This window comes from Mycobacterium sp. 94-17 (genome assembly GCF_035617725.1).
GTDB lineage: Bacteria > Actinomycetota > Actinomycetes > Mycobacteriales > Mycobacteriaceae > Mycobacterium.
The window spans coordinates 47,478-70,990 of the sequence record NZ_JAPIYN010000025.1; the positions used below are offsets into that span (position 1 = coordinate 47,478).

Genomic DNA, 23,513 nt, shown 5'->3' on the forward strand with positions numbered 1-23,513 from the left:
GAGCAGACCAAGTGATTATCCGAGCAGGTCGCGCAGGCCCGATCAGAGCTGGCGGCGGATATCGAGCAAATGGTGCTGCGCCTCGTGCATCGTATGCAGCGCGACCCACCGCAACGACCTCTCGCGGGTTTCCGGGTAGTGGTAGACCACGCTGCGATCCCAGTCATCGGGGCCCAGGCGGGCCAGGACGTTGGCGAACAGCTGCGCCGCGTCCGCGAGCTGGCGGGCCACATCCTCGGGTTCTTGCTCGGCATACCCGTCGTGCACGACCCGCTCGTCGCGTCCGGACGGCAGGCAGTCCGGCCCGTCGATCCGGCGAGCCGCCAGGACGCGCTCGCGCTGGACCAACAACATGTCCCGCAGGTGGCAGGCGTATTCGAGGGGCGACCACACCGCGGGCCGCCGCCGAGACCTCAGGTCGGCCTCGCGGCCGCGCAGGATTGCCGCGACCTCGGCCACCCGCTCCGGGATCGCCCGCGCAACACCCGCCGACTGACTGAGGTCGTACACGAAACCGCAGTCCGCGCACCGGTCCGCCATCCCGCCATTCTGCTGGCGCCGGGCCCGGCCGGTACAGTGCGGTCATGTCACGAAGGGATCACCCGAACAACGCTCCCGGCGTGCCGATGGTCTTTCCGGTCTGGTTCGAGAATCTTCAGGTCAAATATCTCAACAAGGCCGTCAAGCCGATCGCGCGTTATCTGCCCGGAACGGCAACCATCGAGCATCGCGGCCGCAAGTCCGGCAAGCCGTACCACACCATCGTCACGGCGTACCGCAAGGGCAATGTGCTGGCGATCGCGCTGGCTCACGGCAAGACCGACTGGGTGAAGAACGTGCTGGCCGCGGGCCAGGCCGACCTGCGCTCCACCCGCGGCGCGGTGCATCTCACCAATCCCCGGATCCTGCCGGCCGGCTCCGACGGTGACGGGTTGCCGTGGCCGGCGCGGGTGCAGTTGCGCCGCATGGCGGTGTTCGCCAGCGACATCGCTTAGGCGCTACGCCCTGGTGAACACCGTCTTGCCGGTCATCGTCGGCCACACCGCCGGGGCATCCTCCCAGTCCACGACGCGGTCGACCGCCGGCGACAGGTCGCACCCTGCGGCCAGCGCCTCCAGCACCTGCGGAAGGACTGCGCGCGCGTTGACCCGGCCGGTGACGAACCTCACGCCCCGGGTGTACATCGGCAACAGCGGCATCTCGACCGTCGGCTGGTAGTAGATCCCGGTGTCGGTGCACACTCCGTCCGCCCAGGTCGCGCGTAGCGTGGCCGCCAGCAGCGACGGGTCCGCCGTCGTGTGCACGGTGACGGGGTAGGGATCCCACGACTTGTCCGGCTTGAGCCGATCGTGGGCGACGGCCCCCAGCTTTTCGGCGGCGCCCAGCCGCTGGGGATCGATGTCCAGGTAGTCGACGTGCGCACCGAGCGCGACCGCCAGTGCGGCCGCGTACAGCCCGATCGACAGCCGCCCGACCACCAGGACGCGGCGATCGACCGGGTCCAACCCGGCCAGATCCGCCGCGTAGGGTCCGACGGCCCGCCAGCCGTCGGGGATGTTGTCGGACAGCGACGCGATGGCGACGGGGTCGACGGTGTCGGGAACCCGGACGAGCATCGCGTCGGCGTACGGCACCCGCACCAGATCCGACATGAATCCGCCGCCGTCGAGGCCGGCCAGCGGGCCCAGGCCGTACATCGCCATCAGCGGCACCGCCCCGCACGAGCCCGAGGCACCGCGCCGGCATTCCCGACACTCGCCGCAGCTGATCTGGAACGGCACCACCACGCGGTCGCCGGCGCTGACGGCGCTGACGCCGTCACCGACCGCGACGACCTCGGCCAGCCCCTCATGCCCGACCGCATACCCGGGCGGCAGCGGCGCCCCGCCGTGTGCCACCGCGACGTCGAGGTCGCAGCAGGCCACCACCAGGGGCCGGACCAGGGCCTGTTGCGGCTCGGTGAGCTCCGGATCGGGCACCTCGTGCCACGCGTACCGCCCGACTTCTTCGTACGTCAGTTGCCTCATCTCAGCATTCTTGAGTGATCATTCAAGTATTGTCAAGGATTGTGCCTCGCCCCGACCGCAGCCGCGCAGCGCTGATCGACAACGCAGCCACCCTGTTCCGCCGCCAGGGCTACGCGGCGACCGGACTCAGCCAGATCCTCGACGCGGCAAGCATCAAACCGGGGTCGCTCTACCACCACTTCCCGCAGGGCAAGCAGCAGCTGGCCGCCGCGGTGGTGGAGAGGGCTGGGGGCGATATCGAGCGGCTGTTGCGCCGGTTCCTGGCCGGCGGCGCGCCGGTCGCCGACATCGTCGACCGGTGGATCGACCTGCTGGTCGCGGGGCTGGCGGGCGACCAGCGCGACGGCTGCCCCATCGAGCCGATCGCCACCGAGTCGGTGAACGCCAGCCCGCTGGTCCGCGCCGCCGCGGCGCGCGCCTTCATGGGATGGTGCGGCGCCATCGAAGACCGGCTGCGCTCCGATGGGTGGCCGGCCCCCGACGCGAAACAGGTTGCGACTGCGGTGATCTCACTGATCGAAGGGGCGCTGATCCTGTCGCGCATCGCCGGTGATCCGGAAGCGCTGGACGCCGCGCGACCCGCGGCGCGGTTGCTGCTGCGTGGCTGACCCTACATATCGAGGCCGATGTCGAGCACCCGCACCGAATGGGTGAGCGCGCCGACGGCCAAATAGTCCACCCCGGTCGCGGCGTAGGCGGCCGCATTCTCCAGGCTGAGCCCGCCCGACGACTCGAGCAGCACGGCGGGCGCGCGGTTGTCACGGCGCTGGACGGCCATCTGCGTCTGCCACACCGGAAAATTGTCCAGCAGGATCAGCTCGGGCTTTTCGGGCAGGACCTCGTCGAGCTGCTCGAGCGAATCCACCTCCACCTCGCATGGCAGCTCCGGTGCCGCGTCGCGCACCGCCCGCAGGGCGTCGACCACCGAACCCGCGGCCACCACGTGGTTGTCCTTGATCAGGGCCGCGTCGCCGAGCCCCAGCCGGTGGTTCACGCCCCCGCCGACCCGGACCGCGTACTTCTGCAGGATCCGCAGGCCGGGCAGGGTCTTGCGGGTGTCGCGCACCTTGGCCTTGGTGCCGTGCGCGGCGGCCACCCAGAGCGCGGTCGTGGTGGCGATCCCGGACAGGTGGCAGATGAGGTTCAGCATGGTCCGCTCGGCGGTGAGCAGGCCGCGGGTGTCGGCCCGCAGCGTCAGCACCGGCTGCCCCGGCTCCACATGGGTCCCGTCCTCGAGGCGGTCGAGCACCTGGTAGCCGCGGGCACCGAGCACCTCGTCGAGCACCAGCAACGCGATGTCGACGCCGGCGATCACGCCGGGCTCGCGAGGCACCATGGCCGCGGTCGCCACCGCCTCGGCGGGCACCGTCGCCAACGTGGTGACGTCGGGTCCGTAACGGAGGTCCTCGGCCAGCCCGCGCCTGACCGTGTCGCGCGCCGCGGCCAGTTCACCGTCGGACATCATGGTCATACGACCGCCGCCAACGCCTCCACCAGCACCGTGTTCTGGTCCTCGGCCAGGCGCAGGACATTGCTGCGCCCCAGCTCGGACGCGGCCCGTGGGTATTCGTCGCGATGGTGGCAGCCCCGGCTCTCGGTGCGGGCCAGCGCGGCGGCCGCGACCGCGCGGGCGGCCACCGCCAGCGCCACATCCTCGAAGTCGCCGCGGCCCGACACCCGGCGGATCGGCGCCCGTGAGAGCACGGTGGACAGCCGCATCAGCCCGGCGGCGTCGCGTACCACGGACGCGTCCCGGCTCATCGCGCGCTGCAGTTCGGCGCGCTCGGGGGCGGTGTGCACGATCGACTCAGGTGCGACGGCGTGCACCCGCCCGGTCGTCGCGGCATGCGCGGCCGCCGCTCGGCCGGCCCGCCCGCCGACCACCAAGCCTTCCAGCAGGCTGTTGGACGCCAGCCGGTTGGCACCGTGCAGCCCGGTGCGCGCCACCTCGCCCGCGGCGAACAGTCCGGGAAGCTCCGTCTGGCCGTACACGTCGGTGACGATGCCACCACAGCTGTAATGCGCCCCGGGGACAACCGGAATAGGTTGCCGGACGGGATCGACACCGGCGGCGCGGCACGCGGCCGTCACCGTGGGGAACCGGTTGGCGAAGTCGCCGATGCGGCGCGCGTCGAGGAAGACGCAGGCGTCGCCGGTGGCCTTGAGCCGGGTGTCGATGGCCGCGGCGACGACGTCGCGGGGCGCCAGATCCCCCATCGGATGGACACCGGCCGTCACCGAATCACCTTGCCGGTCAATCAGTTTGGCGCCCTCACCGCGGATGGCCTCGGTGACCAGCGGGCGCCGCCCGCTGGCCGCATCCGGCGCGAACAGCATGGTGGGGTGGAACTGGATGAACTCGAGGTCGCTGACCGCGACACCGGCCCAGAGGCCGAGCGCGATTCCGTCGCCGGTGGAGCCCGACGGGTTGGTGGTCGCGCCGTAGAGGTGCCCGAGGCCTCCGGAGGCCAGGATCACCGAGGGCGCGCTGATGATTGCGCGCCCGTCCGGGGTGCCGACCAGGACACCGGTCACGGCCGCACCGTCGTGCAGAACCCGCAGCGCCACATGGCCCGCGCGGATGTCCAGTCTGCGCGCGGCGTGGTCGAGGGCGCGCTGCACCTCCGCGCCGGTGGCGTCGCCGCCGGCATGCACGATGCGGCGCCGGGAGTGGCCACCCTCGCGGGTCAGCGCCCACCTGCCCGGCGCGGATTCGTCGAATCGTGCTCCGTCACCGACCAATTCGGCGACCGCCGCGTATCCGTCGGCGACGATCGAGTAGACCGCCTGGGGATCGCACAGACCCGCACCCGCGACCACGGTGTCGGCGACATGGGCTTCCACCGAGTCGTCGTTGTCGGGCAGCACGACCGCGATGCCGCCCTGCGCATAGTGCGTCGCGGTCGTCCCTCGGGCCTGGTCCGCCTTGCTCAGCACGACGACATCGCGACCGGCGCGATGGGCGGCGAGCGCGGCGGCCAGTCCGGCGACGCCGGTGCCGATGACGACGACGTCGGCGTGGTGCGTCCACTGGGGGCGGGCGGTCATTCGCCGCCGCCCGGCTGTCCGATCGCGATCATTCGCCGGACGCTGCGCCGGCCGGCGGCGGCGACATCGGGGTCGACGTCGACTTCGTCGGCCCCCTCGACGAGGCAACGCAGCAGCGCGGCCGGGGTGATCATCTTCATGTACTTACACGATGCGCGGTCGTTGACCGCGCGGAAGTCGACTTGCGGTGCGGCCCGGCGCAATTGGTGCAGCATGCCCACCTCGGTGGCGACCAGGACCTTGCGGGCATGCGTCTGGTGCGCGGCCTCTAGCATGCCGCCGGTGGACAGGATCTTCACCCGGTCGGGCGGGAAGGCGCCTTCGCCGGCCAGATACAAGGCCGAGGTGGCGCAACCACATTCGGGATGCACGTAGAGCTCGGCATCGGGATTGGCGCGGGCCTGGTCGTTGAGTTCGTCGCCGTTGATCCCGGCGTGCACGTGGCATTCGCCCGCCCATACATGCAGGTTCTCGCGACCGGTCATCCGGCGGACGTGGGCGCCGAGGAATTGATCTGGGCAGAACAACACCTCGCGGTCGGGGTCGATGGACTCGACGACCTCGACCGCGTTGGATGACGTGCAGCAGATGTCGGTGAGGGCTTTGACCGCCGCCGTGGTGTTGACGTAGGAGACGACGACGGCGCCGGGGTGGTCGTCCTTCCAGGCGCGCAGTTCGTCGGCGGTGATGGAGTCGGCGAGCGAACATCCGGCGCGCTGGTCCGGGATCAGCACCGTCTTGTCGGGGCTCAGGATCTTGGCGGTCTCGGCCATGAAGTGCACACCGCAGAACACGATGGTGCCCTCGGGCGCCTCGGCGGCGATCCGCGACAGGGCCAGGGAGTCGCCCACGTGGTCGGCGACGTCCTGGATCTCGGGCAGCTGGTAGTTGTGCGCCAGCACGGTGGCGCCGCGCAGCCTGGCCAGGCGGCGAACCTCGGCCGCCCAATCCGCATCGCCCGCCACACCGCCATACCCGGCGGGGGAATTCGTGATGTCGGCAACCATGCTTCCGGCGAGCGTGTCCATGCGATTCACAACCGTCATGGCGGCTCCTTTCGGCCCAGGAGGTTTTCGACTTACAATCGAAAACATGGCCCATGGTAGCACCGCCCACGAAGTGCTTGCGGTCGTGTTCCAGGTTGGCGACGCGGCCGGACAGGTTACGAAGGCACGCCACACGGCGAAACCGCAGCTGAACGTGCTGTTGTGGCAGCGCGCCAGGGAGCCGCAACAGGGCAAGTGGTCGCTGCCGGGCGGGCAGCTGCGCAACGACGAGGACATGATCACCTCCGTCCGGCGCCAACTCGCCGAGAAGGTCGACCTCAAGGAGTTGGCGCACCTGGAACAGCTCGCGGTGTTCTCCGACCCGCACCGGGTGCCCGACACCCGGGTGATCGCGTCCACCTTTTTGGGCCTGGTGCCCTCCCCCGCCAGCCCCGAGCTGCCGCCGGACACCCGCTGGCACCCGGTGAACTCCCTGCCGCCGATGGCCTTCGACCACGGTCAGATGGTGGACAACGCCCATACCCGGCTGATCGCCAAACTGTCCTATACCAATATCGGATTTGCTTTGGCACCAAGGGAATTCGCACTTTCCACGCTACGCGACATCTACGGCGCCGCGTTGGGCTATCAGGTCGACGCGACGAACCTGCAGCGGGTGCTGGCCCGCCGAGGTGTCATCAGGGCGACCGGCACCCTCGCGCAGTCCGGGCGCAGCGGCGGACGTCCGGCCGCGCTGTACCGGTTCACCGACGCCGCGCTGCGGGTCACCGACGAGTTCGCCGCGCTCAGGCCTCCCGGGCCGCCCGGGCCGGCTGGCTAGGCCAGCGGAAAAGCGTCGTCGGGCGACGCAAGGGCAAGAAGATTCCAGCGGCGCCGTGACGCACCCGGGTGACGAGAAGTCGCTCACACCACGGCGATGCCATTTTGGTTACCTGCCGTTCATGGGCGAGAATGCCGTGTGGCCACGAAGGGAGCCTCAATGGCTGAGCTCGGCAACCTGGCAGGGACGCACGGCGCGGAATGGATCGCCCGGCCCCCACACGAGGAACTGCAGCGCAAGGTGCGTCCGCTGCTGCCCTCGGACGACCCGTTCTACCAGCCGCCGCTGGGCTTTCAGCACGCCGAACCCGGGACGGTGCTGCGCTCCCGCGACGTCGAACTGGCGTTCCTCGGCCTGATCCCGCAGCCCATCAAGGCAGTCCAGCTGCTCTACCGGACCATGGACATGAACGGCGAGCCGGAGGCCACCGCCACCACGGTGATCGTCCCCGCCGACGTTGCTCCGGGACAGTCCCGCCCGCTGCTGTCCTACCAGTGCGCCATCGACGCCGTCTCGTCGCGCTGCTTCCCCTCCTACGCGCTGCGGCGCAGGTCCAAGGCGCTGGGCGCCATCGGCCAGTTCGAGCTGTTGCTGATCACCGCCGCCGTCGCCGAGGGGTGGGCCGTCTCGGTGCCCGACCACGAGGGCCTGCGCGGCCTGTGGGGCGCGCCGTACGAACCCGGCTACCGCATCCTGGACGGCATCCGGGCCGCGCAGAGCTCGGAGCGGCTGAACCTGTCCGACTCGGCCCCCGTCGGGCTGTGGGGATACTCCGGCGGCGGGCTGGCCAGCGCGTGGGCCGCCGAGATGAGCGCCGAATACGCGCCCGAACTGAACATCGTCGGGGCCGTGCTGGGCTCGCCCGTCGGGGACCTCGGTAACACCTTCCGCCGGCTCAACGGCAGCTTCCTGTCGGGGCTTCCCGCGATGGTGGTTGCCGCGCTCGCGCACATCTATCCCGATCTGGACCGGGTGATCCGCGAGCATTCCAGCGAGGAGGGGCGCGCCCTGCTCGACTCGCTGGAGAAGATGACGACCGTGGAAGCCGTGGTGCGGATGGCCGGCAAGAACATGGGCGACTACCTCGACCAGCCGCTCGAGCAGATCCTGTCCACCCCTGAAGTCACCTACGTCTTCGACAACATCAAGCTCGGTGCCGCCGTCCCGACGCCGCCGGTGCTGATCGTGCAGGCCGTGCACGACTACCTGATCGACGTGCACGACATCGACGTGCTCGCCGACACGTATTCGGCCGGCGGCGCGCGCGTCACCTACCATCGCGACGCCTTCAACGAGCACATGATGCTGCATCCGCTGTCAGCGCCGATGGCGCTGCGCTGGCTGACGGACCGCTTCGAGGGCCGCCCCCTGACCGACCACCTGATCCGGACCACCTGGCCGACGATGTTCAACCCGATGACCTACGTCGGCATGGCCCGCCTGTTGAAGGTCGCCGCACGAGTCGTCACGGGCCGTAAGATCGCCCGTCGCCCCCTGTGACATCCGCCGCGTCGCCGCCTCCCGGCGGCGCGTCGAACAGCCGCGGCCGCGCCGGAAGCGCACCCAGGTCGTCACGGGCGTCCGCGGCCGCCCGCACGGCGTAGACCAAGGCCGCGATGCCGGCCGGCCACAGCAGGGTCATCGCGATCTGCAGCGGGCCGTCGGAGAAGAACACCGGTGGAGCCTGCGTGACGTACGCGACCGACGGGCTCTTCGTCAGCGGCACCGCATCGAAGTCCAGGGCGCCGTAGCTCAGCCGAACCAGACCGGCCCCCACCGCCGAGGCCGCCGCGGCCGCCGCCACCATGCCGGCCGACAGGGCGATCACCATCTCCGGCCCGCGGTGCTCTCGCCACTGCCACACCCCGATCGAGGCCACCACCGCGAGCACGGTCAGCAGCCCCAGCATCAGGGCCGGCGCGACGAAGAAGTGCTCGGACTCGTTGCCCAGATAGTCATGGACCCGCTCGCCCGAACGGGTCAGCGCCACCACGGCGCGTATCGGCGGCGCGATCCATGCCCACACCGCGCCGATCACCACGCCGATGAGCGCCGATCCCAACGCCACGACCAGGAGCGCGCGTACCCGCGCCCGACGCGAAACGGCGGCGGGAGTCGGGAAATCCGCGGCATCCGCCCTCGTCGGCTGGGTCACCGCCGCGTCTCCAGATCGCCGGAATCGACCTCACCGTGCCTCGAGCAGCGCGCCCGCCAGCCGTCGGGACGGACCTGCACCACCATCCGGCGCCCACACGCCGCGCAGAACCGGGGCGGTTCGAGACCCAGCTGCGCCGCCGTCGGCACCGAGGTGCCCCCTAGTTCACCGGTGTAGACGTTGTAGAGGCCCGCACTGACTACTGCTCCCAAGGCACCCAGATCGCCAACCACAAGTCCCCAACCCTAGCCGCGGCAGCCGGACTACAGGCTGGCGTTGAGCCCCTTGAGGGGCATCTGCAGATCGTCGAGCAGTTCCAGGTCGGACTCGGCGGGACGGCCCAGCGTGGTCAGGTAGTTGCCGACGATCACGGCATTGATGCCGCCGAGGATGCCCTTCTTGGCGCCCAGATCCCCCAGCGTGATCTCGCGCCCGCCGGCGAACCGCAGCATGGTGCGCGGCAGCGCCAGGCGGAAGGCGGCGACCGACTTGAGCGCCTCGCTCGCCGGCATGACCTCAAGGTCGCCGAACGGGGTGCCGGGCCGCGGGTTGAGGAAGTTCAGCGGCACCTCGTCAGGGCCGAGTTCGGCCAGTTCGGCCGCGAATTCCGCGCGCTGCTCCAGGGTTTCGCCCATGCCGAGGATGCCGCCGCAGCAGACCTCCATGCCGGCGTCGCGGACCATGGACAGCGTCTCCCAGCGCTCCTCCCAGCTGTGGGTGGTCACGACGTTGGTGAAGAACGAGCGGGCGGTCTCGAGGTTGTGGTTGTAGCGGTGCACGCCCATCCCGGCGAGCTGCTCGACCTGCTCGGCCGTCAGCATCCCCAGCGAGCAGGCGATGTTGATCTCGACCTCGTTGCGGATCGCCTCGATGCCGGCCGCGACCTGGGCCAGCAGCCGCTCGTCGGGGCCGCGGACCGCCGCCACGATGCAGAACTCGGTGGCACCGGACTTGGCGGTCTGTTTGGCCGCCTCGACCAGGCTGGGAATGTCCAGCCGGGCGCTGCGCACCGGGGAGGCGAACAGCCCCGACTGTGAGCAGAAGTGACAGTCCTCCGGGCAACCGCCGGTCTTGAGGCTGATGATGCCCTCGACCTCGACCTCGGGGCCGCACCAGCGCATCCGCACCTCATGGGCCAGCGCCAGCAGTTCGTCGAGCCGGTCGTCGGACAGCCGCAGCACCTGCAACACCTGGTCCCGGCTCAGGCCCTGGCCGCCCTCCAGCACCTGCCGCCGGGCCACCGCCAAGACGTCCTCATCGCTGCCGGTGTCGGCCGTCGGTCGAGTTGCCGCTTGAGTCACCAGGTTCTCCCCTGCCTCTTTTTCGCGTCGCGCGTGGGGACGCGTCTGCCACGTGGTGATGGCAGCCCGAATGAAAAGATGTTCAAAGAAGGGTAACGGCCGAAGGACACGACATCCCTATGGGTATACGACCGCGGTGACCGCGCACGTCGAAATCCTGGCGCACCACTACCTGCTGCTGGCGCTGCCGGCGTTTCTGCCTGCGGTGATCGTCGTCGGAGTGATCTTGTACATCGCGCTGCGCGACCGCCGCCAGGGCCGCACGCCCACGGGGTCGGCGACCGACGCCTCCCCACACGACACGCCCGACGAAGACCGTGATTGACGAGCCCTGGATCGGGGCACTAAACAGACATTCACGACCCTACTTGGCAGTAATAAGCGGTTTGACGGAATCGGTTCCTCCGGGGCAGCCCGGCGCGGTTGGGAGGTACGACGATGCGGTCGCATGAACTGACGATTGTTGCTGATGCGCCCGCCCGGGGCGCGGGGCTCAACCAGGTGATCGGGCTGTCGATCGCCGCGCTGGTGATCACCCTGCTGATGCTGTGGGTAGGCCATGCCCACCGCACGCGGCGCATCCAGTGGTTGACCCGCGTCGCCGACAAGGTGGGCAGCAAGTTCCACCGGCCCGGTTGGGTGGCCCTGCCGGTGCTCGTGTTCACCACGTCGATCATCTGCGCGCTGTTCGGGTTCATCTGGGATGTCAGCTGGCATATCGGCAACGGCCGCGACCCCGGCCCGTTAGCCAACCCGGCGCACTACTTCATCATCATCGGACTGTTCGGGATATTCCTGGGCGGAATGACGGCGGTCGTGCTGCCGTTCGACAAGCCCGGCCCGGCGGCGGTGCGCATCACGCGCAACTGGCACGCTCCGGTGGGCGGTGTGCTGATGGCCGGCTGCGGGTTGTACGCGATGATCGGGTTCCCGCTCGACGACATCTGGCACCGCATCTTCGGCCAAGACGTAACGCTTTGGGGCCCAACGCATTTAATGATGATCGGCGGAGCCTGCTTCTCCCTGTTCGCCGTGCTCATGCTGGAGCGCGAAGGCGAGGCCGACGAAGGCGAGGACGTCTATCACGGCGTCTTCATCACCTTTCTGCGCTACCTGTCGTTCGGCGGCATGTTCATCGGCCTGTCGGTCTACCAGATCGAATACGACTTCGGCGTCGAGCAGTTCCGGCTGGTGCTGCAGCCGATGATGATCGCCGCCGCGGCGGCGCTGGCCGCGGTCGCCGCCCGCGTCACGATGGGCCGGGGGGCGGCGCTGATCGCGGCCGTCTTCGCCATCGCGCTGCGCGGCGGGGTCGCCGTGCTGGTCGGGCCGGTACTCGGTGCGCCGATCAACTGGTTCCCGCTGTATCTGGGCCCCGCGCTGGCGGTCGAGCTGATCGCGCTGACTCCGGTGTTCAAGCGCCCCATCGTGTTCGGCGCGGTCGCCGGCCTGGGCGTCGGCACCGTCGGGCTGTGGCTGGAGTCGCTGTGGATCTCGGCGGTGTATCACTACCCCTGGCCGGTCAGCATGTGGGGCGAGGCGCTGGCGATGGCCGTGCCGGTCGCCGTGTTGATGGGCATGTGCGGAGCCCTGTTCGGAATCGTGCTCACCGGGCAGCGGCTGCCGAGCCGCGCCGCGGGCATCTCGGTGATCGTGGCGACGGTGCTGGTGATCGGCGGCGCGGTGGCCAACGGGCTGCACATCGTGGTGCCGCAGCAGAACAACGCCACCATCACGCTGACCGAGCTGCCGGGCGCACCCGGAAAACGCATGGTGTCAGCCGACATTCAACTGCAACCCGCCGACATGATCAGCGCGCGTCCGGACTGGGTGACGATCCTGTCCTGGCAGGGCCGCATGGAAAACGCTCGCGGTCTGCAGATCGACCCCCTCGAAAAGCTGGGTCCAGGCCATTACCGGTCCACCCGGACGCTGCCGGTGTGGGGATCGTGGAAGACCCTGTTGCGGGTGCAGGACGGTTACACGATGACCGCGATCCCGATCTACGAGCCGGCCGACGACGCGATACCGGCGCCCGAGGTTCCCGCTCTGTCGGCGATGAACCGGCCGTTCGTCCAGGAGATCACCATCCTGCAGCGCGAGCGCGACCAAAACGCCCCCGTCTGGTTGTTCACGGCCGGGTCCTTCGTGGTGCTGTTCCTGACGCTGATGGTGATCTCGGCCCTGACCTGGGGTGCGGGCCGCCTCGGCTATGCAATCACCGAGCCGGAGCCGGTGGAGGACAAACAGCAGACCCCGCGGGCGGCTTGAACCCATGACACTTCGAGGCACTCTCCTGCTGGGGTGGGCGGCGGCGCTGATCTGCGGCCTGGTCGCCTGCGGCGGCTCCACCACCAAGTCCCCGGCCGCCCCGCTGACGATCGACGTGACCATCGCCGGCGGGCAGGTCACTCCCACCAACGCCACGCTGCGGGCCGCGGTGCATCAACAGATCACCCTGCACGTGACCAGTGACGCCACCGACGAGTTGCACGTGCATTCGACGCCCGACCACAAGTTCCAGGTCGCGGCAGCACCCAACCAGACGTTCCAGTTTGCCGTCGACGTTCCGGGCAACGTCGCGGTGGAGCTGCACCATCTGGACCGCACCATCGCGACCATCCAAGTGCAGTCGTGAGCTCCGCCGCCGCGGCGGTGGTGCTTGCGCACGGTTTGGGCGGGTCCGGTGACCTTCCCGTGCCCTACGCCTACGCGATGGTCGGGGCGGCCTGGGCACTGACCTTAACCTTCGCCCTGGTGGCGTTCGCGTGGCGGCGGCCTCGGTTCGACCCGCTCAAGCCGGGCCGTCCCCTGCCGGCGGCGGTGACGACGTTCGTCGACGCCCGGGCGACGCGGTGGTCGGCGGCCGCGGTGGCCCTGGTGTTCGCGGCGTGGGCGATGGCCGCCGGGAAGTGGGGTCCCGACTCGGAGTCCAACGCGCTGCTCGGCGCCTTCTACGTGCTGCTCTGGGTCGGGCTGGTGGCGCTGTCGTTGGCCGTCGGTCCGGTGTGGCGGGTGATTTCGCCGATGCGGACGGTATACCTGCTGCTGCGACGCATCGTTCCGGAGCGGCTCGGGAGGCCGCGGCTGTCCTACCCCGAGGGCTGGGGTTATCGACCCGCCGCCGGCGGCCTGTTCGCCTTCGTCTGGATGGAGCTGGCCAGCCCGAATTCGGCGTCGCTGCCATGGGTCAGGGCCTGGATAGCCGCCTACGCCGCGCTGATGCTCGTCGGGGCCTGGCTGTGCGGGCAGCGCTGGCTGGCCCACGCCGACCCGTTCGGCGTATACAGCATGGCCGTCTCGCGGCTCTCGCCGTTCCGGCGCAACCGGGAGACTCAGCGGATCGTCGTCGGGAACCCGCTCGATCATCTGCCGTCGCTGCCGGTGCGGGCGGGCGTCGTGGTGCTGCTGGCGGTGCTGCTCGGCTCGACCGCGTTCGACAGTTTCTCGTCGTCGCCGACGTGGCGCGGCTTCTCCGACCAACTGACCCGGGATGTCGGCGCTCCCCCGACGGTGGCATCGTCGGCCCTGCGCACCGTCGGACTGATCGTCTTCATTTGCGTTGTGGCCGTGACGTTTTCCCTCGCGGCGCGCGCCACCGGAGGGGTCAGCCGGCAGCAGCGCCGCGAACTGCCCGGCGAGATGGCGCACTCACTGATCCCCATCGTGGTCGGCTACATCTTCGCGCACTACCTGTCCTACCTGGTGGAGCGTGGACAGCAGGCGATGTTCGCGCTGGCCGACCCCTTCGGCCACGGGTGGAACCTGCTCGGTCTGGCGCACCTGCACGTTGCCTACGTCTTGTCCATGCACCCGCCGGTGCTGGCCGCGGTCAAGGTGACCTGCGTGGTCACCGGGCACATCGTCGCGGTGATCGCGGCCCACGACAAAGCGCTGCGGCTGCTGCCCGCCGGCCATCAGCTCACCGGGCAGCTGACGATGATGCTGGTGATGGTCGGCTACACATTCACCGGTTTGTATTTGCTCTTCGGCGGGTAGGTGTCGGGGCGTGCTCATCACGCCTTCGCGAGAGTCGGCGCCCTGGCGTCGAGGGTCCACCGATCGCCGGGCCGAAGCCGGGTGAAGCGCGCCACCGAGCCGGCGCCGCCGGACGGGCGCAATCCGCCCCGGAAGGGCCGGCGTCGCCCATGGGCCCTGTCCTGGATCAGCATCCAGTCCAAGGTGATGCTGATGCTGCTGGTGTCCAGCCTGGCGTCACTGGGCGTGATCGGCGTGGTCGAATACGTCGCGGCGCGCAACGCGCTGTTGCCCGCAGCCTCCGAGCGGATGACGCAGCTGCGTGAGGCGCAGAAGCGCGCCATCGAGACCCTGTTCTCGGACTTGTCGGATTCGCTGGTCGTCTACAGCCGGGGCACCACCGCGCAGGAGGCGGTGCAGGCGTTCACGACGGGCTTCGACGAGCTGGCCAACGCGCCCGTCGACCCCGCGCAACAGCGGGCGCTGGCGGACTTCTACGACGAGCGGCTGATCAAACCGCTGGAACGCGAGACGGGCAAGAAGCTGGCCCTGGACGCCGTGCTGCCCAGCAACAATGCGCAGCGGTATCTGCAGGCGCACTACACCGTCACGCCGAACGGGTCCCCGCCCGCGGATGCCGGGGACGGAAGCGCCTGGTCGGCCGCCAACGCCCGCTTCAACGACTACTTCCGCGAGATCGCCACCCGCTTCGAGTACCGCGACGCGATGCTGCTGGACACGCGCGGCAACGTGGTCTACACGGTGCGAAAAAGCGCCTCGCTGGGCACCAATGTCCTCACCGGCCCGTATCGCCAATCGAATCTGCGCGGCGCCTACGAGAAGGCGATGGGCGCGAACTCGGTGAATTTCGTGTGGATCACCGACTTCGCGCCATATCAGCCTCAGCTGGGCCAGCCCATCGCGTGGCTGGTGGCGCCGATCGGCCCGCCGGGCAGAGCGGCCGGGGTGCTTGCGCTGCCGCTGCCGATCGCGAAGGTGAATCGCATCATGACCGCCGACAAGCAGTGGCAGGCCGCGGGCATGGGCCGGACCGCCGAAACCTATCTCGCGGGCCCGGACAACCTGATGCGCTCCGACTCGCGGCTGTTCCTCGAAGACCCGCAGCACTACCGGCGTGAGGCGCTGGCCGCCGGCGCCCGGCGCGAGACCGTCGACACCGCGATCAGGTGGGGCGGCACCACGCTGGTCCAGCCGGTCGACACCGTCGCGGTGCGCGCCGCGCAGCGCGGCGAGACCGGAACGGTGACCGATACCAGTTATCTGGGCCGACGCGAACTCGCGTCGTATGCGCCGCTATCGCTGCCGAATTCCGACCTGCACTGGTCGATCCTGGCGACCAGGGAAACCTCGGAGGCCAACGCGCGGGTGGCGTCGCTCACGCAGACACTGATATTGACCACAACCGCAATGGTTTTCGTCATCTGCATCGCCGCGCTACTGGTCGCCCAGATATTCGTGCGGCCCATCCGCCGGTTGCAGGCCGGCGCCCGAGAGATCAGCGCGGGCAACTACGACGTCACGATCCCGGTCACCTCGCGCGACGAAATCGGTGAGCTCATGGGCACTTTCAACGAGATGAGCCGCAACCTGCAGATCAAAGAAGAGCTGCTGACCGAACAGCGTAAGGAGAACGACCGGTTGCTCGCCTCGCTGATGCCCGAACCGGTGGCGCGGCGCTACCGTCAGGGCGAACAGACGATCGCCGAGGAACACCAGGACGTGACCGTCATCTTCGCCGACTTCGTCGGCCTGGACGAAATCTCGGGCAAGCTCTCCGGCCGCGAACTCGTCGGCATCGTCGACGAGTTGATCCGCGAACTCGACTCGGCGGCGGAATCCCTCGGCATCGAACCGATCCGCACGCTGCACAATGGCTACCTCGCCAGCTGCGGCCTGAACTTTCCCCGCCTGGACAGCGTCCACCGCACCGTGGAATTCGCCGTCGAGATGCAAGACATCATCGCGCGCTACAACGCCAAGACGGGTCACCACCTGGCCCTGCGGGCCGGCATCCACACCGGCAACGTGATCAGCGGCCTGGTGGGAAGGTCCAGCGTCGTCTACGACATGTGGGGTGCGGCAGTCAACTTGGCCCACCAAACACGCAGCAGCACAACACAATCGGGGATCTACGTCACCTCGAAGGTGTACGAGGTGATGCACGACATCCGTCATTTCGTTCCGGCCGGCACCATCACCGTCGGCGGCGTCGAGCAGCAGATCTGGAAATTGTCGGAAGGGCAGGGCCAGTGAGAACCTTCGACTCGTCATCGCTGTACTGGGCCGCCGCCGTGGTTTTCGGCCTACCGGTGCTGCTGATCGCGCTGACCGAATGGCACCACAGCCTGGTGCGCAGGGAAAGTCCGCTGGCGCGGCCCGTCCTGCTGTTGCGCAGTTACCTCATCCCGCTGGGCGCGCTGTTGGTGCTGCTGGTGAACGTGGCCAGGATGCCCGCCGAGTTCACGTCGGTTCGGGTGCTGGCGACGGTGTTCGGTTTCGTGGTACTCGTACTGCTGCTGTCCGGGCTCAACGCAACGGTTTTCGAGAGCGCGCCGCAGGGATCCTGGCGCCAGCGCATCCCCGGCATCTTCCTCGACGTGAGCCGGTTCGTGCTGATCGGGGTGGGCCTGGCGGTCATCTTCTCCTACGTCTGGGGCGTTCACGTCGGCGGTCTGTTCACGGCGCTCGGGGTGACCTCGGTGGTCATCGGGCTGATGCTGCAGAACTCCGTCGGCCAGATCGTGTCCGGCCTGTTCATGCTGTTCGAGCAGCCATTCCGGATCGGCGACTGGCTGGACACCCCGGCGGCCCGGGGCCGGATCGTGGAGGCGAACTGGCGTTCGGTGCACATCCAATCCGGCCGCGGACTTCAGATCACCCCGAACTCGGTGTTGGCCACCACCTCGTTCACCAACCTCAGCCGTCCGCCCGGTGGGCACCAATTGACAATCACCACAACCTTTTCCGAGATCGACCCGCCGGATCGGGTGTGTGCCTTGCTGGAGCGGGTCGCCGACGCGCTGCCACAGCGCAGGCCCGACGCGGTGACAACGTCGACGCCCACCGGAGGCGCCGAGTATCAGGTCACGGTCGGGCTGAAGTCACCCGCGGACGACTCGGCCGCGCAGTCCGCGTTTCTGCGTTGGCTCTGGTACGCGGCGCGGCGCGAGGGTCTGCACCTCGACGGCGCCGACGACGACATCTCGACGCACGAACACGTCGAGAAGGCAGTCCGCACGGTGGTGGCGCCGGCGTTGCGGCTCGGCCAGCAGGATCAGCAGGCATTGATGACGCACGCGAGAATCGTCCGGTACGGGGCGAACGAGATCGTCGAGCATGCCGGCCGGGTGCCCGCCACGATGACGTTCCTGATCGAGGGCAGCGTGCGGCTGACCGCCACCACCGCGGATGGAGCGGTGGTCGCGGTGAGCATCTTGGACCAGGGCTCGTTCCTGGGGCTGACCGCGCTGACCCGCCAGCCCAACCTGTCCGACGCGCTGGCCGTCGACGAGGTCACGGCGCTGGAGATCGATCGCGACCATCTGGTTCAGCTGGTGATGGATAAGCCGCTGCTGCTGCAAGACCTGGGCCGGACCATCGACGAGCGACGTGCCAGGGTGCAGGAGGCCACCGCCCCGGGGTTCGCGACCGCGGGAGGCTAGATCGGGTGCTCCACCTTCTTATTGCCGTCCCAACGACGTAGGCCCGCGAAGCTGCCGGCGATCTCGGTGGGCCGGCCCGCGATGCGCAGCGCGCGCCCGAGTTGGGCGCCGCCGACGCGCCGCGCCATCGTGACGTGCCCGGTCCACTGCCCGGGCAGGCTGTTGGGCATCGGCCCCGGCGTCATATGCGCGGCGCACAACCGATGCACCTGGGCATGCAGGTCCAACAGCTCGACGGTCGGCACCACCAGCCGCGCGAGAACCGCGCCGCCGCGGCCGAAGAGCACGGGCGCGCCGACGAGGCAGGCCAGCGGCAGCCGGGCGCTCACCGGGCTCAGCAGGTCATCGACATCGGCGGCGACGCCTTCGGCGACGGCCAGCGTCACATGCGGCCGGCTGGCCGGCGCCTGACTGGGAATTCCGGCCGCGACCAACGCTTCCCAGATATGCCGGATCGCCGCCTCGGTGTCGCGGTCGAAGACCAGCTCGATGGAGTGGACCATCAGCCCACCAGCGAGGTGACCCAGTCGCGGTCGAACGCCCGGGCGCACAACGTCGCGAAGTCTGCGGCATCCAGCGCGCCCACCCCATCCGGCAGCGCGGCGCGCACGGCCGCCAGCCGGGCCAGCGCGGACCGATTCGTCGTCTCCACCGGCCCGGGGTACCTCGGCCAGCTGCCGATCACCAATCCGGCGCATGAAACATGATGCGCAGCAAGCGATTCCAGGGTAAGAGCGGTGTGGTTGAGGGTGCCTAACGACGGGCTGACCACGACCAGCACCGCGGCACCCAGCGCGACGGCGAGATCGCGTGCGGTGACACCGCTTTCGCCGAGTTCGACCAGCAGTCCCCCGGCGCCCTCCACCAACGTCAGCCGTTCCGGCCGGTCCAGCGCCCCGATGAGCGCCAGTAGTTGTTCGCGGGTGGGCAACGGCATCGCGGCCGCCGCGGCGGCGGCCACCGGCGCGAGCGGCTGCGGATAGCGGGCCAGCCCGGCCAGCTCGCTGACCCCGGATAGCCGGGCCACCTCGGCGAGGTCGTCGTCGCCGGCGTCGATGCCGGTCTGGACCGGTTTGCACACCGCGACGTCGAGGCCGGCCTGACGGGCATGGCAGGCCAGGGCCGCGGTGGCGATCGTCTTACCGACGCCGGTATCGGTGCCGGTGACGACCAGGACCGTCACCGGCGCGCCTCAGCCAATCCGGGCGAGCACATCGGTCAGCACGCGGCGCGCGACCTCGAGCTCGGCGTCGTCCAGCGATGCGCGCGCGGTCAGCCGCAGCCGCGACGTCCCGGCGGGCACGGTCGGAGGCCGGAAGCATCCCACCCGCACGCCGGCGTCGAGGCAGGCGGTTGCGGCGGCCACCGCCACGTCCGGATCGCCCAGGATCACCGACACCACCGCCGACTGCGGCAGGGCGGCGACGCCGCAGGCCTCGGCCAGGATGGCGGCGTGGCGCAACACCGCGTCCGCCCGCCAGGGCTCGGAACGCAGCACGCTCAGCGCGGCACGCGCGGCACCCACCGCGGCCGGGGCCAGGCCGGTATCGAAGATGAACGTGCGTGCCGCGTCGATGAGATGCGCCCGCACCGACGCGGGCCCGAGCACCGCGCCGCCCTGACTGCCCAGCGCCTTGGACAGCGTCGTGGTCATGACCACGTCGGGGGCACCGGCCAATCCGGTCTCGTGCAGCAGCCCACGGCCGCCGCCGCGCACGCCCAGGCCGTGCGCCTCGTCGACGATGAGCAGGGCGCGGTGCCGGCGGCAGACCTCGTGCAGGTCGCGCAACGGCGCCAGCGCGCCGTCGGTGGAAAACACCGACTCGGTGATGACTACCGCGCGCTCCTCGTCGCGCGCCCGCAGCGCCGCCTCCACGGCACCGACGTCGCGATGTGACGTGACGGCGACGCGCGCCCGAGACAGCCGGCAGGCGTCCACCAGCGAGGCGTGCGAGTACTCGTCGGAGACCAGCAGTGAGCCCCGACCCGTCAGGCCGACGACGGCGCCCAGATTCGCCGCGTAGCCGGAGGAGAACAGCAGGCCCGAGGCAGCGCCGACGTAGTCGGCGAGCTCGGACTCGAACTGCTGGTGCAGCTCGGTGTCACCGGTGACCAGCCGGGAACCGGTGGCCCCGGCGCCCCACATGCGCAGCGCGGCCACCCCGCCGTCGATCACGTCGGGGTGTTGCGAGAGCCCGAGGTAATCGTTGGAGGCCAGGTCCAGCTCGGTGGCGACCGCCGGACGCGGCCGCAGGGAGCGACGCAGCCCGGCCTCGCGGCGCTGCTGCTCGACCTCGTCCAGCCAGGCCAGCGGGGAGACCTCGATCGGTGCCTTCATCGCCGATCAGCCTAGTGTCGACCGCCAGCGCGGCGAAGCCGGGCGCAGCGGGTCGGCACCATCGGCCTAGTGTCGACCGCCAGCGCGGCGAAGCCGGGCGCAGCGGGTCGGCACCCTCAGCGAACGAGGCGGGCGACCTGAACCATCGCCGAGGTGATCCCGGAGATCTCGTCAGGCGTGCAGATGTAGGGCGGCATCGCGTAGACCAGGTTGCGAAACGGGCGCAGCCAGACCCCGTTGTCCAGCGCCGCCGGCGTCGCGACGGCCAGATCGACGGGGCGCTCGCATTCGATGACGCCGATGGCGCCGCACACCCGCACGTCGCGCACGCCGGGGAGCGCCCGTGCCGGTTCGAGTCCGGCCGCCAGGCCGTCCCCGATCTCGCGAACCCGCGCCCGCCAGTCCTGCCCGAGCAGCACCTGGACGCTGGCCACCGACACCGCACAGGCCAGCGCGTTGGCCATGAACGTGGGGCCGTGCATGAGCGCTCCGGCCTCACCGCCGCTGATGGTGTGGGCGATGTCGGCGGTGCACAAGGTGGCGGCAAGGGTCAGATATCCGCCGGTCAGAGCCTTGCCGACGCACATGATGTCCGGGCTCACGCCGGCGTGGTCGGCGGCGAACAGCTCGCCGGTCCGCCCGAAGCCGGTGGCGATCTCGTCGAAGATCAGCAGCACGTCGTGGCGGCGGCAGATGTCGCGCAGGTCGGTGAGGTAACGCGGGTCGTGAAACCGCATGCCGCCCGCGCCCTGTACGACGGGCTCGACGACGACGGCGGCCAGCCCGGCGGCGTGCCGCACCAGCTGTTCCTCGAACGCCGCGCTGTATTGCGGGTCGTGGTCGCGGGGCACCTGCGGGGCGAACACCTGTTTGGCCAGGATGTCGGTCCACAGCGAGTGCATGCCGCCATCGGGGTCGCACACGCTCATCGGCGTGAAGGTGTCGCCGTGGTAGCCGCCTCGCCAGGTCATCAGCCGGTGCTTTTCGGGCCGGTCGCGGCTGCGCCAGTACTGCAGCGCCATCTTGACGGCCACTTCCACCGACACCGACCCGGAGTCGCTGAAGAACACCGTGTCCAGCCCGGCCGGGGTGATGTCCACCAGCAGCTGGGCCAGCCGCGCCGCCGGTTCGTGGGTCAGCCCGCCGAACATGACGTGGTTCATGGTGCCGAGCTGGGCCATCAGCGCCGCATCCAGGACGGGGTGGCCGTGGCCGTGGATCGCGGTCCACCAGGAGCTCATCGCGTCAAGCGCCTCGACCCGCGTGCCGTCCCGGATCAGGGTGAGCCGGGCGCCGCGGGCTCCGACCGCCACCACGGGGGCGACAGCTTCGGCGCCGATGGTGCTGTAGGGATGCCACAGGTGCGCGGCGTCGATCGCGCTGATCTGCTCGGGCGTCAGCCCGGCCTTGGCCGCGGGCATAGTGATCGAGGGTAAAGCAGCCGATTCGCGCAAAACCGGGACGTCGGGAAGCATGGAACATCATGGCCACGCCGCACCAGCCCGACAGCCCAACGCCGGGGCCTGGTGGCGGGCTCCCGCCGGGCTGGTCCAGGGACACCGACTCCCAACTGCTCGAGTACGACGACGAAGCGCCCCGGGTGCTGCGCGTGCGGGTGGCGCCCTGGGACGTCATCTGCACCGTCGCCTTGCTGGTCCTGCTCGCGGTGCTGGCCACGGCGACGACCTGGCCGACGCGGCTGTTCGGCTTCATGGCGAATGTCTGCGAGGACGAAACCTGCGGCCCGGTTCCCTATGGGCTCGACCTGTACATCCATCCGGTGGTGTGGGGCGGTATCGGGGCGGCCTTGACCGCGGCGGTCATCGGGCCCGTCGTGTCGATCCTGAAGGGCTGGTACATGTCCTTCTGGCCGGTTCTGGCGCTGGCGCTGATCATGGTCAGCTCGGTCGCCGGATCGATACTGACCATGTTCAGCGAGCGCTACTGGCTCTGATCGCGCCCTGAGACCGAAATCACAACTGCGCATACGGAATTCGGCGTAGCAGTCACCGTCCGGTCACGGTACGACAAAAAATCCCGCCTGGGCCTGGCGGCCACGAGCATCTGTTGTCAAAGTGGCTTGTGTGACTGATGTGAATTCGGTGGCCTGACCGCCGGTTCACTTCGCAAGTGCCATGGACGGCGTCGGCCCCAACGCAGGGGCGTAGCCCGGTCCATGAACCGGGGGCGGACGCGCGAAGTCACCGCGTCGAGGCCCATTAAGCGCCTGAGAGGCCAGAAAAAAAATGAAACGCATCTACGCCTTCGCGATCGGTTTGGCCCTGCTCGGGGCGCCGATGGTGGTTCCCACCATCGCGACCGCCGACCCGGGCGCGAGATCGATGGACTATCAGCAGGCCACCGACGTGGTGATCGCCCGCGGTCTGTCGCAGCGCGGCGTGCCGTTCTCCTGGGCCGGCGGCGGCATCAACGGTCCCACCCGGGGCACCGGAACCGGCATCAACACCGTCGGCTTCGATGCCTCCGGGCTGATGCAGTACGCGTACGCGGGCGCGGGCATCAAGCTGCCGCGGTCGTCGGGCGCGATCTACCGGGTCGGCCAGAAGATCCTGCCGCAGCAGGCCCGCAAGGGTGACCTGATCTTCTACGGGCCCGAGGGCACGCAGAGCGTGGCGATGTACCTGGGCAACAACCAGATGCTCGAGGTCGGCGATGTCGTACAGGTCTCGCCGGTGCGCACCAACGGCATGACGCCCTACATGGTCCGGGTGCTCGGCGCCACCGCGCAGCAGGCGCCGCTGCAGCAGGCGCCGCAGCAGCTGCCCACCCAGCAGACGCCGCTTCAGCAGGTTCCGACCCAGCAGGTTCCGACGCAGCAGACCCCGTTGCAGCAGGTTCCGACGCAGCAAGCGCCGTTGCAGCAAGCGCCGTTGCAGCAGGTTCCGACGCAGCAAGCGCCGTTGCAGCAAGCGCCGTTGCAGCAGGCCCCGCTGCAGCAGACGCCCCAGCAGCTGCCCACCCGGCAGGCGCCCCTGCAACAGACGCCGGCGCAACAACTGCCCACCCAGCAGGCACCGCTCCAGCAGGTTCCGACCCAGCAGGCACCGCTCCAGCAGGTTCCAACGCAACAGGCGCCGGTGCAGCAGCTGCCGGCCCAGCAGTCGCTGCTGCAGCCGACCGGCGCCGGCCTCGGCA

The 23,513-nt window shown here is 69.7% G+C and carries 23 protein-coding genes and 1 pseudogene; 12 read left to right on the forward strand and 12 right to left on the reverse strand.

The window, feature by feature from the left end; genetic code table 11:
• Nucleotides 1-42: 42 nt before the first annotated feature.
• Nucleotides 43-540 (reverse strand): DinB family protein, encoded by a 498-nt coding sequence (locus tag OQ789_RS22785; RefSeq protein WP_324688439.1) that lies wholly within the window; start codon nucleotides 538-540, stop codon nucleotides 43-45.
• 44 nt (nucleotides 541-584) lie between these two features.
• Here OQ789_RS22785 and OQ789_RS22790 point away from each other — a divergent pair, with 44 nt between their 5' ends.
• Entirely contained in the window at nucleotides 585-995 is a 411-nt protein-coding gene (locus tag OQ789_RS22790) for a nitroreductase family deazaflavin-dependent oxidoreductase (protein ID WP_324688440.1), read from the forward strand.
• Nucleotides 996-998: 3 nt separating this feature from the next.
• Here OQ789_RS22790 and OQ789_RS22795 read toward each other — a convergent pair whose 3' ends face one another.
• Complete coding sequence (locus OQ789_RS22795; RefSeq protein ID WP_324688441.1) at nucleotides 999-2,027, reverse strand: alcohol dehydrogenase catalytic domain-containing protein; 1,029 nt, start codon at nucleotides 2,025-2,027, stop codon at nucleotides 999-1,001.
• 41 nt (nucleotides 2,028-2,068) lie between these two features.
• On the opposite strand from OQ789_RS22795, the gene OQ789_RS22800 reads away from it, so the two are divergent.
• Nucleotides 2,069-2,635 carry a TetR/AcrR family transcriptional regulator gene (locus OQ789_RS22800; protein ID WP_324688442.1) on the forward strand — a complete coding sequence of 189 codons (567 nt, stop codon included), beginning with the start codon at nucleotides 2,069-2,071 and terminating at the stop codon, nucleotides 2,633-2,635.
• 2 nt (nucleotides 2,636-2,637) lie between these two features.
• Here OQ789_RS22800 and nadC read toward each other — a convergent pair whose 3' ends face one another.
• From nadC to nadA, 3 genes are read right to left on the reverse strand one after another with little or no spacing between them, the layout of a single operon-like run.
• Complete coding sequence (gene nadC / locus OQ789_RS22805; protein WP_324688443.1) at nucleotides 2,638-3,498, reverse strand: carboxylating nicotinate-nucleotide diphosphorylase; 861 nt, start codon at nucleotides 3,496-3,498, stop codon at nucleotides 2,638-2,640.
• Entirely contained in the window at nucleotides 3,495-5,075 is a 1,581-nt protein-coding gene (locus OQ789_RS22810; protein ID WP_324688444.1) for an L-aspartate oxidase, read from the reverse strand. The genes nadC and OQ789_RS22810 overlap by 4 nt, the downstream gene beginning before the upstream one ends.
• On the reverse strand, nucleotides 5,072-6,121 hold the full coding sequence (nadA, locus tag OQ789_RS22815; protein WP_324688445.1) for a quinolinate synthase NadA: 1,050 nt from the start codon (nucleotides 6,119-6,121) through the stop codon (nucleotides 5,072-5,074). Before nadA ends, OQ789_RS22810 begins: the two co-directional genes overlap by 4 nt.
• 46 nt (nucleotides 6,122-6,167) lie before the next feature.
• Between nadA and OQ789_RS22820 the strand changes: the two genes are divergently transcribed.
• Nucleotides 6,168-6,902, forward strand: a complete 735-nt coding sequence (locus tag OQ789_RS22820; RefSeq protein WP_324688446.1) for an NUDIX hydrolase — start codon at nucleotides 6,168-6,170, stop codon at nucleotides 6,900-6,902.
• Nucleotides 6,903-7,061: 159 nt separating this feature from the next.
• Nucleotides 7,062-8,402 (forward strand): lipase family protein, encoded by a 1,341-nt coding sequence (locus OQ789_RS22825; RefSeq protein WP_324688447.1) that lies wholly within the window; start codon nucleotides 7,062-7,064, stop codon nucleotides 8,400-8,402.
• On the opposite strand, the gene OQ789_RS22830 is transcribed toward OQ789_RS22825, so the two are convergent.
• Genes OQ789_RS22830 through bioB form a run of 3 tightly spaced genes read right to left on the reverse strand, consistent with a single transcriptional unit; the run spans nucleotide 8,368 to nucleotide 10,358 of the window.
• A complete protein-coding gene (locus OQ789_RS22830) occupies nucleotides 8,368-9,057 on the reverse strand; it encodes a DUF2567 domain-containing protein (RefSeq protein ID WP_420716184.1) in 690 nt (229 codons plus the stop codon). The two genes, OQ789_RS22825 and OQ789_RS22830, sit on opposite strands and share 35 nt — an antisense overlap.
• Nucleotides 9,054-9,290, reverse strand: a complete 237-nt coding sequence (locus tag OQ789_RS22835) for a hypothetical protein (RefSeq protein WP_324688448.1) — start codon at nucleotides 9,288-9,290, stop codon at nucleotides 9,054-9,056. Before OQ789_RS22835 ends, OQ789_RS22830 begins: the two co-directional genes overlap by 4 nt.
• 30 nt (nucleotides 9,291-9,320) lie before the next feature.
• Nucleotides 9,321-10,358, reverse strand: coding sequence for a biotin synthase BioB (bioB, locus tag OQ789_RS22840; protein ID WP_324688449.1), 1,038 nt, complete (start codon nucleotides 10,356-10,358; stop codon nucleotides 9,321-9,323).
• Nucleotides 10,359-10,494: 136 nt separating this feature from the next.
• Between bioB and OQ789_RS22845 the strand changes: the two genes are divergently transcribed.
• From OQ789_RS22845 to OQ789_RS22870, 6 genes are all read left to right on the forward strand, one after another.
• Nucleotides 10,495-10,683, forward strand: a complete 189-nt coding sequence (locus OQ789_RS22845) for a hypothetical protein (RefSeq protein ID WP_324688450.1) — start codon at nucleotides 10,495-10,497, stop codon at nucleotides 10,681-10,683.
• Nucleotides 10,684-10,796: 113 nt separating this feature from the next.
• Complete coding sequence (locus OQ789_RS22850; RefSeq protein WP_324688451.1) at nucleotides 10,797-12,629, forward strand: hypothetical protein; 1,833 nt, start codon at nucleotides 10,797-10,799, stop codon at nucleotides 12,627-12,629.
• A gap of 4 nt (nucleotides 12,630-12,633) precedes the next feature.
• Nucleotides 12,634-12,996, forward strand: coding sequence for a hypothetical protein (locus OQ789_RS22855; RefSeq protein ID WP_324688452.1), 363 nt, complete (start codon nucleotides 12,634-12,636; stop codon nucleotides 12,994-12,996).
• The gene (locus tag OQ789_RS22860) at nucleotides 12,993-14,357 is read left to right on the forward strand and encodes a hypothetical protein (RefSeq protein WP_324688453.1); all 1,365 of its coding nucleotides are present in this window, start codon (nucleotides 12,993-12,995) and stop codon (nucleotides 14,355-14,357) included. Before OQ789_RS22855 ends, OQ789_RS22860 begins: the two co-directional genes overlap by 4 nt.
• 186 nt (nucleotides 14,358-14,543) lie before the next feature.
• Nucleotides 14,544-16,610 carry an adenylate/guanylate cyclase domain-containing protein gene (locus OQ789_RS22865; protein WP_324688475.1) on the forward strand — a complete coding sequence of 689 codons (2,067 nt, stop codon included), beginning with the start codon at nucleotides 14,544-14,546 and terminating at the stop codon, nucleotides 16,608-16,610.
• The gene (locus OQ789_RS22870) at nucleotides 16,607-18,019 is read left to right on the forward strand and encodes a mechanosensitive ion channel family protein (RefSeq protein ID WP_324688454.1); all 1,413 of its coding nucleotides are present in this window, start codon (nucleotides 16,607-16,609) and stop codon (nucleotides 18,017-18,019) included. The genes OQ789_RS22865 and OQ789_RS22870 overlap by 4 nt, the downstream gene beginning before the upstream one ends.
• Here the strand turns inward: OQ789_RS22870 and OQ789_RS22875 are convergent.
• From OQ789_RS22875 to OQ789_RS22890, 4 genes are all read right to left on the reverse strand, one after another.
• Entirely contained in the window at nucleotides 18,016-18,522 is a 507-nt protein-coding gene (locus tag OQ789_RS22875) for a 2'-5' RNA ligase family protein (RefSeq protein ID WP_324688455.1), read from the reverse strand. The two genes, OQ789_RS22870 and OQ789_RS22875, sit on opposite strands and share 4 nt — an antisense overlap.
• Nucleotides 18,522-19,202, reverse strand: a complete 681-nt coding sequence (gene bioD, locus OQ789_RS22880; protein ID WP_324688456.1) for a dethiobiotin synthase — start codon at nucleotides 19,200-19,202, stop codon at nucleotides 18,522-18,524. Before bioD ends, OQ789_RS22875 begins: the two co-directional genes overlap by 1 nt.
• Nucleotides 19,203-19,211: 9 nt before the next feature.
• The gene (locus OQ789_RS22885; protein ID WP_324688457.1) at nucleotides 19,212-20,357 is read right to left on the reverse strand and encodes an 8-amino-7-oxononanoate synthase; all 1,146 of its coding nucleotides are present in this window, start codon (nucleotides 20,355-20,357) and stop codon (nucleotides 19,212-19,214) included.
• Nucleotides 20,358-20,473: 116 nt separating this feature from the next.
• On the reverse strand, nucleotides 20,474-21,778 hold the full coding sequence (locus tag OQ789_RS22890; RefSeq protein WP_324688458.1) for an adenosylmethionine--8-amino-7-oxononanoate transaminase: 1,305 nt from the start codon (nucleotides 21,776-21,778) through the stop codon (nucleotides 20,474-20,476).
• A 62-nt stretch (nucleotides 21,779-21,840) separates the two neighbouring features.
• On the opposite strand from OQ789_RS22890, the gene OQ789_RS22895 reads away from it, so the two are divergent.
• Together OQ789_RS22895 and ripD are read left to right on the forward strand one after the other, a co-directional pair.
• Nucleotides 21,841-22,311, forward strand: a complete 471-nt coding sequence (locus tag OQ789_RS22895; RefSeq protein ID WP_324688459.1) for a hypothetical protein — start codon at nucleotides 21,841-21,843, stop codon at nucleotides 22,309-22,311.
• 292 nt (nucleotides 22,312-22,603) lie between these two features.
• Nucleotides 22,604-23,308, forward strand: a pseudogene (ripD, locus tag OQ789_RS22900) (NlpC/P60 family peptidoglycan-binding protein RipD); the annotation flags it as partial.
• Nucleotides 23,309-23,513 lie beyond the last annotated feature (205 nt).

Excerpts from the sequence above, each read along its gene's own strand:
- OQ789_RS22890 (WP_324688458.1), bottom strand. The coding sequence starts at position 21,778 with ATGCCCGCGGCCAAGGCCGGGCTGACGCCCGAGCAGATCAGCGCGATC.
- OQ789_RS22855 (WP_324688452.1), top strand. The coding sequence starts at position 12,634 with ATGACACTTCGAGGCACTCTCCTGCTGGGGTGGGCGGCGGCGCTGATC.
- OQ789_RS22810 (WP_324688444.1), bottom strand. The coding sequence starts at position 5,075 with ATGACCGCCCGCCCCCAGTGGACGCACCACGCCGACGTCGTCGTCATC.
- OQ789_RS22895 (WP_324688459.1), top strand. The coding sequence starts at position 21,841 with ATGGCCACGCCGCACCAGCCCGACAGCCCAACGCCGGGGCCTGGTGGC.
- OQ789_RS22820 (WP_324688446.1), top strand. The coding sequence starts at position 6,168 with ATGGCCCATGGTAGCACCGCCCACGAAGTGCTTGCGGTCGTGTTCCAG.
- OQ789_RS22785 (WP_324688439.1), bottom strand. The coding sequence starts at position 540 with ATGGCGGACCGGTGCGCGGACTGCGGTTTCGTGTACGACCTCAGTCAG.
- nadC (WP_324688443.1), bottom strand. The coding sequence starts at position 3,498 with ATGACCATGATGTCCGACGGTGAACTGGCCGCGGCGCGCGACACGGTC.
- OQ789_RS22875 (WP_324688455.1), bottom strand. The coding sequence starts at position 18,522 with ATGGTCCACTCCATCGAGCTGGTCTTCGACCGCGACACCGAGGCGGCG.
- OQ789_RS22825 (WP_324688447.1), top strand. The coding sequence starts at position 7,062 with ATGGCTGAGCTCGGCAACCTGGCAGGGACGCACGGCGCGGAATGGATC.
- OQ789_RS22795 (WP_324688441.1), bottom strand. The coding sequence starts at position 2,027 with ATGAGGCAACTGACGTACGAAGAAGTCGGGCGGTACGCGTGGCACGAG.
- OQ789_RS22865 (WP_324688475.1), top strand. The coding sequence starts at position 14,544 with ATGCTGATGCTGCTGGTGTCCAGCCTGGCGTCACTGGGCGTGATCGGC.
- OQ789_RS22885 (WP_324688457.1), bottom strand. The coding sequence starts at position 20,357 with ATGAAGGCACCGATCGAGGTCTCCCCGCTGGCCTGGCTGGACGAGGTC.
- OQ789_RS22850 (WP_324688451.1), top strand. The coding sequence starts at position 10,797 with ATGCGGTCGCATGAACTGACGATTGTTGCTGATGCGCCCGCCCGGGGC.
- OQ789_RS22790 (WP_324688440.1), top strand. The coding sequence starts at position 585 with ATGTCACGAAGGGATCACCCGAACAACGCTCCCGGCGTGCCGATGGTC.
- nadA (WP_324688445.1), bottom strand. The coding sequence starts at position 6,121 with ATGACGGTTGTGAATCGCATGGACACGCTCGCCGGAAGCATGGTTGCC.